This window comes from Clostridium chromiireducens (genome assembly GCF_002029255.1).
Lineage (GTDB): Bacteria > Bacillota > Clostridia > Clostridiales > Clostridiaceae > Clostridium > Clostridium chromiireducens.
Window position 1 is genome coordinate 41,830 of the sequence record NZ_MZGT01000036.1, and the last position, 13,100, is coordinate 54,929.

9 protein-coding genes are annotated in these 13,100 nt (G+C 29.5%); all 9 read left to right on the forward strand.

Annotated features, from left to right (window positions below):
• The first annotated feature begins 119 nt into the window (after positions 1-119).
• The 9 genes from CLCHR_RS13875 (at position 120) to CLCHR_RS13915 (ending at position 12,397) form a co-directional block, all read left to right on the forward strand.
• Positions 120-1,520: a GH25 family lysozyme gene (locus CLCHR_RS13875; RefSeq protein ID WP_079440431.1), complete on the forward strand. Its 1,401-nt coding sequence runs from the start codon at positions 120-122 to the stop codon at positions 1,518-1,520.
• 366 nt (positions 1,521-1,886) lie between these two features.
• Positions 1,887-2,876, forward strand: coding sequence for a polysaccharide deacetylase family protein (locus tag CLCHR_RS13880; protein WP_079440432.1), 990 nt, complete (start codon positions 1,887-1,889; stop codon positions 2,874-2,876).
• 183 nt (positions 2,877-3,059) lie between these two features.
• Positions 3,060-3,740: a hypothetical protein gene (locus CLCHR_RS13885; RefSeq protein WP_079440433.1), complete on the forward strand. Its 681-nt coding sequence runs from the start codon at positions 3,060-3,062 to the stop codon at positions 3,738-3,740.
• Between the two features lie 100 nt (positions 3,741-3,840).
• Complete coding sequence (locus CLCHR_RS13890; RefSeq protein WP_079440434.1) at positions 3,841-5,094, forward strand: hypothetical protein; 1,254 nt, start codon at positions 3,841-3,843, stop codon at positions 5,092-5,094.
• 11 nt (positions 5,095-5,105) lie between these two features.
• Positions 5,106-5,792 (forward strand): response regulator transcription factor, encoded by a 687-nt coding sequence (locus tag CLCHR_RS13895; RefSeq protein WP_079440435.1) that lies wholly within the window; start codon positions 5,106-5,108, stop codon positions 5,790-5,792.
• 4 nt (positions 5,793-5,796) lie between these two features.
• Positions 5,797-7,170 (forward strand): sensor histidine kinase, encoded by a 1,374-nt coding sequence (locus CLCHR_RS13900; RefSeq protein ID WP_079440436.1) that lies wholly within the window; start codon positions 5,797-5,799, stop codon positions 7,168-7,170.
• Positions 7,171-7,415: 245 nt separating this feature from the next.
• A complete protein-coding gene (locus CLCHR_RS13905) occupies positions 7,416-8,213 on the forward strand; it encodes a ribonuclease H family protein (protein WP_079440437.1) in 798 nt (265 codons plus the stop codon).
• A 148-nt stretch (positions 8,214-8,361) separates the two neighbouring features.
• On the forward strand, positions 8,362-9,567 hold the full coding sequence (locus CLCHR_RS13910) for an aldo/keto reductase (RefSeq protein ID WP_079440438.1): 1,206 nt from the start codon (positions 8,362-8,364) through the stop codon (positions 9,565-9,567).
• A gap of 415 nt (positions 9,568-9,982) precedes the next feature.
• The gene (locus CLCHR_RS13915) at positions 9,983-12,397 is read left to right on the forward strand and encodes an EAL domain-containing protein (protein ID WP_278337005.1); all 2,415 of its coding nucleotides are present in this window, start codon (positions 9,983-9,985) and stop codon (positions 12,395-12,397) included.
• Positions 12,398-13,100: the final 703 nt, after the last annotated feature.

Below are 13,100 nucleotides of genomic sequence, written 5' to 3' on the forward strand. Positions count from 1 at the left end.
AAAATAATTGTTTACTATGTTAGACGAATATATAATTTAAATATATTGGAGTTACTGAGAGATTCTTTTTAAATAGCAACTCAGTAAGCATTACTAATGAAAAAAAGGAGAATGATTCCGTGAGCATTAAGAAGAAAATTACATTATTTCTTTTAACGATTGTAATTATATTGAGTTTTGGTCAAACGTTAAGTGTCCAAGCTGCGACAAGTGATTTGATGGCAACATCAAATATAGTTCCAAATCCAGGGATATCTGAAAGTAAACCAAATTCATTGAATGTTATTTCGGAGTATGATACTAAAAGTATTGATAATCCCGGAAATATAAATATAACATCAGAAATTGGTTGGAAAAAGGTAAATGGATATTGGTATTACTACAAATCAGATAATACAAAGGCAAGAGGTTGGATTAAGCCAGATGAAAATTGGTATTACTTAAGTTATGATGGCAAAATGCTAACTGGTTGGATAAATTCTAATAGTATGTGGTATTATTTGGATAAGTCGGGAAGCATGGCGACAGGCTGGAAACAAATAAATAATATTTGGTACTTTTTTAATGGTTCAGGTACTATGATTACTGGTCTTAATAAAATCGATAATAAGACTTATATGTTTTACAGCAGTGGGGCAATGGCAACTGGGTGGATGAAATTAAATAATTACTGGTATTATTTCTATAATAGTGGCAGTATGGCAAATGGATGGATTACTTCAGGTGGAGTTAATTATTATTTACATGATACTGGAGCTATGGCTAAGGGGTGGATTAATCTAAATGGAACTTGGTATTACTTAAAATCAAGTGGAGCAATGGCAACAGGTTGGGTAAATTCAGGAAGCGATTATTATTACTTAGATCCATCTACAGGAAGATTACTTACTGACACTATCGCAGGTGGATATCAAATTGGTCCTGATGGTAGGAGATTAGGTGCAGCTAGTAGATATAAGGGAATAGATATCAGTCACTATAATGGAGATATAAATTTTGCAAAAGTGAAAGCAGCTGGAATTCAAGTTGTATACATGAAAGCTACAGAAGGGACAACTATTGTAGATAATTATTTAGGAATTAATTATAATGGTGCAAAAAGTGCTGGATTAAAGACTGGTTTTTATCATTTCTTAGTTGGGACAAGCTCTCCTGAAACTCAGGCACAAAATTTTTATAATAACATAAAAAATAAGCAAAGCGATCTAAAGCCAGTACTAGATGTAGAAAAAGCTGGATTTGATGTTATGGATTATTCTATAAGATTTGCAAATGAATTTAAAAGATTAAGTGGCATGGATGTATGTATATATACATATTCTGAGTTTATAAAAAATTTAGATAGCAGATTATCTAAATATACACTATGGGAGGCAAATTACTCTAGAAGTTTTGAAAATTTACCTTCTAATAGTATATGGAATTCTAGAGCTGGATTCCAGTATACAGATCAAGGTAATATTGATGGAATAAATGGTAATGTAGATTTAGATGAATTTACACAGGATATTTTTAGATAATTTAAGTAAGAATTAAAAAAGTGAATACAGTGTATTTATAAATAAAGCTATCCTCAAAGGATGGCTTTTTTTGATTAGGAAAGATTAGTATGTTTTAATCTAAGTTATATGAGAAGAAAAAATTTCTATTTGGTAGAATTAAATAGAGATTCTTACTATCAAAAACTGTAACTTCTTTGTAACCCATTTTGCCTAGATAACTTTTATACTTTAGATAAGTTATCAAATCATTAGAATAAACTTAATTGAATAAAGTCATGCATCCATTAGGTATAAAACTAGTGTTAATTTAAGTTTGTTTATATATAAAATAAGCTTAGTAAGATAATTAAATAATGTTTAATATAAACTATGGGGGAGAAATTAATGAAAAAACAGGGTAGATATAAAAATATGAGAAATAAAAAGGTGAAACGAGCTAAGGTAACAATTTTATTTGCATTTATAGTTTTATTTGTAGTATGCATAACCTCATTAATTGCTATAAAGATATTAGATGATGGGCAAGAAGTACAAGCACTCGATGTAAATAATACTAATTATCCAAATTCAGAGAATAATATAAATGAAATGTTTAATTCTAAAAATAACGATTTAGATACCGATGATAGAAAAGAAATCAATTATGGTTCTGATGCGCCAGGAAATAAATCAGAAGTTGAAGATGTTGCGTTTCTAGAAAACTATCTAAATAAAGAAATGAAAGGTGAAAAACATGATAAATCGGATGGTAAAAAGGTTGCTTACTTAACCTTTGATGACGGACCATCAGTAACGGTTACGCCTAAAATATTGGATATACTTAAACAAGAAAATATACATGCAACTTTTTTTCTTGTAGGAAAAGCTATAGATGATAATAGTACTGCTAAAAATCTTGTAAAAAGGGAGGCTGCTGAAGGACACTCCATAGCAAATCATACATATTCACATAATTATAATTATTTATACCCAAATAAAAAAGTGAGCTTAAATAATTTTATGTCAGAGGTTGAAAAAACAAATCAATCTTTAAAAAGAGTGTTAGGGAATGATTTCTCAACTAGGGTAATTAGATTACCAGGAGGTCGTATGACTTGGAACGTCAATGATTCTGATGGAATGAGTAAGTTGGACAAGACTTTGCATGATAAAGATTATCATGAAATTGACTGGAATTCACTTTCTAAAGATGCTGAAGGGCAACGTAAAAATGCAGAGCAATTAAAACAAGAAGTTATAAAATCAGTGGCTGGGAAAGAAAAAGTTGTAATATTAATGCATGATACCTATGGAAAAGAAGAAACTGCAAAAGCGTTACCTGACATAATAAAATATCTAAAAGAGCAGGGATATGAGTTTAAAATCATCAGATAAACTAAAATTTAAAGTAAAGAGGCAAATAAAACTGTAACTTTTTTGTAACGCTTTTTGTGTAGAAAACTTTTATACTTTAGGTAAGTTATAAAAGTATTTCATATTAGCAATGTTTCAGTAAATTACTCAAATGGATTTTATGATATATACAAGGAATAATAAAAATTAGTTAGGAGAATATTTATGATAAGTAAATTTGGAAAGAGATCTAAAATATGGTTTGTAGCAGGTATCATAGGTACTATTACTATAAGTTCTGCAAGCATAATGGGATGTGGTCCTAATAAGTCACCTAAAATACATGCTGATAATAAAGGAATATCAGTTGAGAAAGTCTCAGAAAATAGCGATGAAATGGAAGTACTTGGCATTGAGAAGTCATCCAATAATAAGGATAATAAAGAAATAGAAAGTCCACCAGTAAAAAAGCAAAATGATTCAGTAAAAATAGTGGAAGATAAAAAAACTATACAGGTGTCAAAGTCAGATGATGGAAAGAACAACTTCACAGGATATATGAATTTACTAGGATTGAATAAAGAAAAACTTATAAGCACATTAAATGAAAATCCTAATTCTATCGGAGAAGGTGGATTGGAATTTAAAAAAGCTGGTATTAGAGTTTGGTTTGATCAGAAAAATAATGATAGGGTAGAGCAAATATTTACCATGAGAAATGATTTGGATTTAAATGGTGTTAAGATTGGTGATAAGATAAGTAGATTTAAAGAAGTTTTTGGAAATCCAGTTAGTGATAAAAATGGAGATGCACATTTTAAGTATAACAATATATTTTTATCTATAAATTATGACACAAAGACAGAACAAGCATATGCGGTGTACATTTTAAAAAATGATTTTTAGTATAGTGGAAACAGGTTTATTATTATAAACTTAAGGAATTATAGTTATAGATAAGGTAACAATAAAAAATAAATAAAATGAAAAATGGGGTGTGCAAGTCATGATGAAATATGGAAGAGTTATTATACTAATTATTTCCCTAGGAATTGTTTTTACAGGCTGCGGAAAAGTTGTAGATACAACTAGTTTAATTCAAGCTCCTATGCTTTCAAATGGAAAAGAAAATGAAATTAATATAACATTAAAAGAAATTTTGCCGCCTGGAAGCGAATATGTGACTCCTAAGAATACGCAGCAAAAGCAAAGTATTTTTACTGAAGATATAGATAAAGATGGTAAAACTGAAGCTTTTGTATTATATAGGGATATGAAAGAAAATAGACAAGTTCATTTATTGATGCTTCAAGAAGAGAATGGAAAATGGAATAAGACACTTGATATAGATACTAATTTTAATATTCTTGATTATTTTAGGCTTGAAGACCTTGATGGAGATGGGAAAAAAGAAGTGATTTTGGGGACTTCAATATCGGATTCTGAGCCAAGTAAACAGCTACTTATATATGAATTGGATGGAAAAGAATTAGTTAATAAAGTTAATCGATCTTACGAATGGATAGATATATCTGACTACAATGGAGATAACAAGCCTGAGGTTCTCATACTAGATGGAGAAATAACTAAATCAAAAACAGCAGAAATGTTTAATTATGAAAATGAGCAGTTAAAATCTCTTACTTTTGTGAACCTAAATCCTGATGGTCTAATTGAGAATTTTGTAAGTGGAAAATTAGCAGATGGGAAGAAAGCATTATTTATTGATAGTTCACTGGGTGCTCATTCCATGTTAACCGAAATTGTTGCATACGATAATGGAAAGCTTATTAAAGTAGGAGATGAAAATGATGGCAATTTATTTAAGGCGTATCCATTATATAGCAGGGATATCAACAATGATGGTATTATAGATGCTGGAGGGATGTATATCCCTAAAGGATTTGAAGATGCAGCAATGGCAGAAATTCCTTTTATCTATACTTACTCTGATTATCGCGAAGATGGAACACATGAAATTATTGAAGAAAGATATACAGATAGTGTACAGCATTTTTATATTATAATTCCTTCCAAGTGGTATGGGAAAATAACGATTCAAAAGCTTGATCAAGGTGTTAGAATAGTAGATAATGAAGGCCAAGAAAATTTATTTGAGGTAAAATGGATAAATAAAGGATTATATAATGATTCCATTACCAAGCTTGGAGAAACAAAGGATACTGTATTTTATACTGATATAAAAGAAGAACTACCTATTTCAAAAGATAATTTTCATTTACTTAAAGATGAATTTTAATGGAGGGAAACATGGAAACAATTCTTGTTGTTGAAGATGAACTGTCAATTCGAAGTTTTATCTGTCTTAATTTGAAAAAGAAAAAGTATGAGGTTCTGGAAGCTGAGAATGGAGAAGAGGCTTTGGATATTTTTAATAATAAAAAAGTCGATATTGTCTTGCTAGATTTAATGCTTCCAGGCATTGATGGATTTGAGGTATGTCAGGAGATTAGAAATATAAGTCAAACTGTTGGGATAATTATGCTTACAGCTAGATCTCAAGAGGAAGATAGAGTTAAAGGGCTTGTACAAGGTGCGGACGATTATTTGCTAAAGCCTTTTAGTATGGCTGAGCTAGAGGCAAGGATTATATCTTTAACGCGAAGATTAAATTATGTGCATTTAAAAAAAGATAGTTCAATTCTTAAATCAGGCGCTTTTGAGCTTGATGTAATAAATAAAAAAGTATCTTACCTCGGAAAGGATATTAAAGTAACTCCAACAGAATATTGCTTGCTTCAATTTTTAATAAACAATAAGAATAAAGTATTTACGCGGGATGAGATTTTAGATGAAGTTTGGGGGATAAATTATGTTGGTGATGTAAAAGTCGTTGATGTGAATATAAGACGTATTCGAAGGAAAATTGAGCATGATCCATCAACGCCAGAGTATTTATGTACAGATTGGGGATATGGGTACTTATGGAAGGAGTAAAACTATGAAGAGAAAGATCATTTTTTATTTTATGATCATAAGTTTATTCACGTTAAGTCTTGTGATGGTTGGATTTGGAATTGGGATTAGACAATACTATTATCAGGGGATTGTTAATACATTTCAAAGCCAAGCTGAGGCAGTACCTTCTGTATTTACAAATCAAAATGATTTTACTAATAGTAATTTGATGGAATTTAGTGATGAAATTATTAAAAATTATCAGTTTGAAGGAGCAGAGTTGCAACTACTGAAGAGAAGTGGAAAAGTGATCCAATCAACTACAGGTTTTTATGAAGATAAAACTTATTTAGTGGATCCTTCTGTACTAGATTTGAAAACCACTTATAAAATAGAGAAAAGTTCATATTCAGGTCAGAAGATTATGGCAGTATATACTCCTTTTGTTTTTGACGGTCAGGTATTAGGTATTTTACGATATACAACATCGTTAACACAAGTTGATGCCTTAATTATAAATCTATTAAGCTATGGAATGATTATATGTACTTTTATTGCTGTCATTGTATTTCTTATAAGCCTTAGGTTAGGGAATATGATAGTAGAACCATTAAATAATATTATTGATTTTACAAAGAAAATAGCAGAGGGGAAGTACAAGGAAAAGATTAAAAATACTTATCCAAATGAGTTTGGAGAAATAGCAAGAACCCTTAACTACATGGGAGATGAAATATTAAAAACTGATCGTTTAAAAAATGACTTTATCTCTTCAATTTCTCATGAACTAAGAACTCCTTTGACAGGAATTAAAGGATGGGTTGAGACTATGCAGGATCCAGATGGATTAACAGATGAGGAATTTCAATTTGGACTAGGAATTATAGATACTGAATCAGAAAGACTTATTAATTTAGTAGAGAATCTATTAGATTTTTCAAGATATCAGTCAGATAGAATGAAGCTTATTACATCTGAAGTTAAGGTAGATAAACTTATTCGTGAAGTGACATTCCAGCTTCAAAAGAAAGCAGAAATAAAAGAAATTGAATTAATAGTTGAAACAACCCCTGTAATTATTACAGCAGACGGTGATAAATTAAAGCAAGTCATACTAAATGTATTAGATAATGCAATTAAGTTTTCATATAAAAATAGTGAAGTCCATGTCATTCAATTGGTTGATGATGATTCTGTTTCAATTAAAATTAGTGATACAGGTATTGGAATTAAAAAAGAGAATTTAAAGCATGTTATGGAGTCATTCTATAAGATTGATCCTAAATCTATTGGTGCAGGGCTTGGGTTAGTAATTTCTAGAAATATTGTAGATATGCATAATGGCGTTTTTAAAATTGACAGTGAGTACGGAAAAGGCACAACGGTGATAATTTCACTGCCTCTTGAAAGATACTAAATACTACATAAAATCTTGGAATAAATTGATATTTTTTAGCTGAAATTTTCGAAAATATAGAAAGTTTCAGCTTTAATTTTGTTATAATGATATATGTATTAGTAAACTCTATAAGATAAGAGATAAATCTAAATAATTCGTTATTTAAATTGAGTAATAAATTTATTATATGGATGTGATGCAAATTAGGGAAGATAATAGTGAAAATATACATTGAGATATATTTATTTTAAGGAGTACTTTTTATGAAAATGATGCTTTTTTCAATGGAAATAATAGATGAAGAAAATAATAATTATAAAATTAAAATCAGTAATGGCATAGACAACTCCTTTGTGGAATTTAATCCTTTGAAAAAAGAACTGCATTTTATAGATAATAACAATTTGAGTGATTTTTTTAAAGGTCAGGAATATCAGTTTAGAAAAATGTTGCATAATAAGCGTATAGATACATACTATGTAGGATTTAAGGTGAAGGTGGTCATAAGAGAAGATAAAGATGTAGCAGCTTTTAATGATAGAAGTAAAATATTAGTTTTGGATAAACGAAACAATAATTATGATAGTTATGCAATAGATGAAAATAAGGCTGAAGCAAGAATTCATAAGATCTATACAGATGCCAGTTATTTTGAGAAGAAAAATCATGGTGGATTTGCTTTTATAATAGAAGATTTAACAGGAAATTATAATTTATATACAGATAAAGTGAAAGACATAGGAAGCAGCCAAGCTGAACTTGAAGCGGCAATAAAAGCTCTTGAGTTATTAAAGGACATTAAAAAAATAAGAATAATAACTGATAGTCAATATGTTAGAAAAGGGCTTACGGAATGGTTACCTATCTGGAAATTAAATGACTTTAAGACCATCAATGGAGAGTCGGCTAAAAATATAGATAAATGGCTTAACTTTGATAAAGTCTGCGGTGAAAAGTATATTGAATTTCAATGGGTAAAGGCACATTCTAACCATTTTGAAAACTCACTTTGTGATATGTATGCAAGAGATACAGCTAAAAGTTTTAAGGGAAAAATGTAAAATAAAAAAATTATTATATTTTCATTTAAATATTGTTTTAAAGAAAACTTTTTAAATATGTTAAGTATCTATACGAATTTATTGTTTATACTTTCATTTTTGTTATAATGAATTTAATACTTGAATTATTGATGAGGTGATTGTAATAATGGAGTCCATAGAAAAAACTTCAAAAATGAAGTATAGGAAAGACAAAAATGGAAATCCACTGTCTATATTAGGCTATGGCTGTATGCGTTTTACTAAAAAGGGTAATAGTATTGATATTGATAAGGCGGAAAAAGAGGTTATGGAAGCAATAAATAGTGGAGTCAATTATTTTGACACTGCTTATGTTTACCCAGGTAGTGAGGTAACATTTGGTGAAATTCTAAAAAGGAATAATTGTAGGGATAAAATATCTATTGCCACAAAGCTTCCGCATTACATGGTTAAGTCAAAAAAAGACTTGGAAAAGTATTTTAATGAACAATTAAGAAGACTTCAGACAGATCATATTGATTATTATCTTATGCATATGCTTACTGATGTGATGACATGGGAACGCTTAAAAGCATTTGGCGTTGATGAATGGTTAAAGCAAAAAGTTCATAATGGGCAAATTCGTAATGTTGGATTTTCTTATCATGGAAATACAGAAATGTTTATTCAGCTTTTAGATGCATACGATTGGGATTTCTGTCAGATTCAATATAATTATTTAGATGAGCATAGTCAGGCAGGAAGAAGAGGACTTGAAGCTGCGAGTAAAAAAGGATTACCTGTAATTATAATGGAGCCATTAAGAGGTGGAAGACTAGTTAATTTATTACCGGAGAAGGCTAAGAATATTATAAAAGAGAATTCAAAGAAGCGTACTGCTGCAGAATGGGCATTCCGTTGGCTTTGGAATCAACCTGAAGTTACATGTGTACTTTCTGGAATGAATTCTCTTGAAATGGTTCAGGAAAATATAAAAGTTGCAGAGAATGTAACAGCAGGTGAATTTACAAAAGAAGATTTCGAGTTAATAGAGCAAGTTAAGAATGAAATCAATAGGAACATCAAAGTGGGATGTACGGGATGTGCCTATTGTATGCCATGTCCTAAAGGGGTAGATATTCCAGGAACTTTTCATTCCTACAATATGATGTATGCTGAAAATAAGAAAAATGGCAGAAGAGAATATCTTATGTGTACTGCATTACGAAAGAATACAAGCAGTGCTTCACAATGTGTTGAATGTGGTAAATGTGAAAAGCATTGTCCACAGCATATTGAAATCCGAAAAGAACTAAGAAATGCCCGCAGAGAATTAGAGACACCTATATATAAAATTGCAAAGACTGTGGTGAAGATATTTAAAGTATATTAATGCTTATAAAAATACAGTAATAGTGATGCATTTTCGTGGAATACTAAGTTAAAAGGAGAGATTTTCTTATCTTTAGAAAATCTCTCCTTTAATTAATTCATATTCAATGTTAGTTATTATAATAAGTTAATTTTGCGATCATCTCAAAGTTTTGAAGAATAAATGTGATGAAAAGAAAGTACAATTAGAAAAAATATATATTTATTTTATGGTTATATTTTTCAAATGATGTTTGAGATAGTTAAAAAATATTGAATAGTTTTTGAATTAATAATAGAATAATATTATGGCAAAAAATGTTGAATTATGAAATAAATTATTAGAAGTATTGAAATTTGTAATATAGAATATTAGTTTATATGAATTTTAGTTTGCTGAAATATTTTGCACAGGAGATGATATTATCAAGATTACGTTGTTTTTATTACTATTTTTATGTTGTATTTCTTATTTGTTATTAGGATTATATGGCTATAGAATGGATAGGAAATCAAAAGCTAATGAAGTTTTTTTAGGGTTAGCTATTTGTTGTAGCCTTTGGTCAGGGGGATATGCAATGATGTTAACCTCTGATAATATAAACATTGCATTTTTTTGGAGGGGAGTTTCGGTTTTAGGTTATTGCTATTTCAACGGGTTCTGGTTATATTTTGCATATTTACTTAACAATACAGAGGAACTAGATTACATTTCAATAATAAAGTTTTTAGCATACGTTCCTACAACATTATTGTTTATTGCTAATATTTTGGTTGAACCAACTACAGCAATGATTAAGGAAGGTTATGGTTGGATTGATGTAGCGCCAGAGTTAGCTGCTCAAATTGTATATACTGTATGGGCCATCATTCTTGATATAGCAGGTGTTATAATATTGTTTTTAAGAGGAAAGCATTCAAAAAAGAATAGAGTAAAGAAGCAGAATAGACTTATTTTAATAACTTGTATAATAAGTATCTTCATTGGAATTATAACAGATCTTATTTTACCTTTGGGAGGTATAGTTATTTTTCCTTCAGCAGTTCTAACAGGAATTATCGCTTTAGGCGGTATTTATTATGCAATAAGTAAGCATAGAATGATGTTTACTAGTACAAGATATATATCTGAATATATTTTTAATACTGTTATAGAGCCGATTTTCATTTTAGATGAAGATTTTAATATTCAATATTGTAATGAAATGTCTTTAGTTATAACTGGCTATAACTTTAAAGAAATAGAAGGAGAGCCTTTTAGGAATCTGATAGTTTGTGAGAATATTGATTTCAACATTATAAGGAAAAATGAATATGTAAAAAATATGGAAGTAAATCTACAAAAGAATGATGGAAGTGATATTGCATGTGAATTATCAAGCACTGTTATATTTGATGAATATAGCGATATCCTAGGTGTAGTAGTTTTATTACATGATATTTCAGAAAGAAAGAAAATATCAGAGATAGAAAAGAAATATACCTTGAAATTAGAGGAAACAAATATTATGCTTAAAAATCAGATTAGAGATAGAATACGAGCGGAGGAGCAAATTCGTCATTATGTATACTATGATCCATTAACAGAGATTGCAAATAGAAAAATGATGTTGGAAAACCTTGATATGCTTTTAGAGGACAAAGATAATAGCTTTTTAATTCTTTTTATAGACTTGGATGGTTTTAAATCTATAAATGATAATTATGGACATTTAGTAGGTGATAATGTTCTCAAAAATGTTGCTGATTCATTGAAAAATGTAATAGGCCAAGATGGTTCGATTTTCAGGATAGGTGGAGATGAATTTATAATCATTTTAAGAAATATAGAATCAAGTACTTATATCAATGAAATTTCAGTAAGGATTCAAAAAGTATTAGAAAAGCCTTTTATATATAATGGAGAATCTTTAATTGTAGGAGCAAGTATAGGTATAAGCATATTCCCTGATCATGGAGATGATTCAGATACTTTAATTAAAAAGGCTGATTTAGCTATGTATGAAGTCAAGAAAAAAGGGGGATATGGTTATGCTACATATTCATCCAAAATGAATGATAAGTTTTTTGATAAGGTAGAAATGAAAAAGAAAATAAACAAGGCTATGGAAGATAATGAATTTACAATCTATTATCAGCCTATTATGGATCTAAGAACAATGAAAGTTTTAGCTGCAGAAGCTCTTATAAGATGGAGGCAAGGGGATAAAATTGTTTCGCCTGTAGAATTTATTCCAATTGCTAAAAGTGTTGGTGAAATGACTTCAATTGATAATTGGGTATTAGAAAATGCTTGCATGCAATGTAAGAGGTGGAATGAACTTGGAAGCAATATTAATATATCAGTAAATACATCTTATGCTCAATTAGTACAACCTGAGTTTGTATTAATTGTCCAAAATATTTTGGAGACTTATTCATTTCCAGCAGAATATCTTAATATAGAAATAACAGAAGATGAAGCCATGGAGGATTTTCCTATAATTATCGATGCATTGACAAAACTGAAAGCTATGGGGGTCAAAATTTCATTAGATGATTTTGGGACAGGATACTCATCTATTAGTTATGCAAGTAAATTGCCTGTTGATAAAATAAAAATTGACAGAACACTTATAATGAATCTAGAAAAAGATGATAGAGATAGAATGATAGTTAAAGCAATAATAAATACAGGACATAGTTTAGGTCTTAACATTGTCGCAGAGGGAATAGAAACACAGGAACAATTTAGAATCCTAAATGAGTTTGAGTGTGATTTTATTCAAGGCTATCTAATTGGAAGACCCATGGAAGCATCAGAATTTGAAAAAAATTTTATTAACGAAGAAGCTGCAACTATGAAGATGTGAAACAAAGAAATATCATATTCTAATATGATATCGGTATAAAAGCTATCCGTAACAAGGATAGCTTTTATCATAGTAGGAAAGGATAAACCAAAAGATTTGTTAGCAAATATAAAAAATTCTAAAAATGTATCTAGGGAATCGTGAATATAAGGTGATTTTAGAAGATTCAATACATCAACTATGGCTAGTGTATCATTATCTGAAATAGTTAGTAAATTCGAGAATAACTACGTATTGTAGGAATAAATACATATAATAGTAAAAACATGAAGAATGAGAGCGATGTAGAGATGTTAAGATAAAACACGTCGCTGAGACACATATAAAACCAGCAATTTAAACTTAAGAAAGTATCTCATAAGAGAGCTAAAAAGTAGTTTGAAAATTGTTGATAATGTTAAGTAGTGATAATACGATGTAATTCGTCGCTGAAAAGTACAGAATTCAATAACTTAAACTGAAAGAGTATACAAGAAAAATACTTAAAAAGTTTTTTAAAAAAGGTTGTTGACAAGGTCTCAAAGCGGTGATATACTGAGTAAGCTGTCAGAAACGACAGAAGCTTATAAGCCTTGAAACAAGAGGTTTAAGGAAGAAAATTGGTCTTTGAAAATTGAACAGAATATAATAAATACATTTAAGTAAACCAGCAATTCTTTATTTGAGTAAGCTAAGATTAAACTTTTTCCAATATGGATAAGTT

What these genes read in the sequence shown, in the direction of transcription:
- CLCHR_RS13895 (WP_079440435.1), top strand. Translation starts at nt 5,106, where the DNA reads ATGGAAACAATTCTTGTTGTTGAAGATGAACTGTCAATTCGAAGTTTT.
- CLCHR_RS13885 (WP_079440433.1), top strand. Translation starts at nt 3,060, where the DNA reads ATGATAAGTAAATTTGGAAAGAGATCTAAAATATGGTTTGTAGCAGGT.
- CLCHR_RS13900 (WP_079440436.1), top strand. Translation starts at nt 5,797, where the DNA reads ATGAAGAGAAAGATCATTTTTTATTTTATGATCATAAGTTTATTCACG.
- CLCHR_RS13910 (WP_079440438.1), top strand. Translation starts at nt 8,362, where the DNA reads ATGGAGTCCATAGAAAAAACTTCAAAAATGAAGTATAGGAAAGACAAA.
- CLCHR_RS13905 (WP_079440437.1), top strand. Translation starts at nt 7,416, where the DNA reads ATGAAAATGATGCTTTTTTCAATGGAAATAATAGATGAAGAAAATAAT.
- CLCHR_RS13880 (WP_079440432.1), top strand. Translation starts at nt 1,887, where the DNA reads ATGAAAAAACAGGGTAGATATAAAAATATGAGAAATAAAAAGGTGAAA.
- CLCHR_RS13890 (WP_079440434.1), top strand. Translation starts at nt 3,841, where the DNA reads ATGATGAAATATGGAAGAGTTATTATACTAATTATTTCCCTAGGAATT.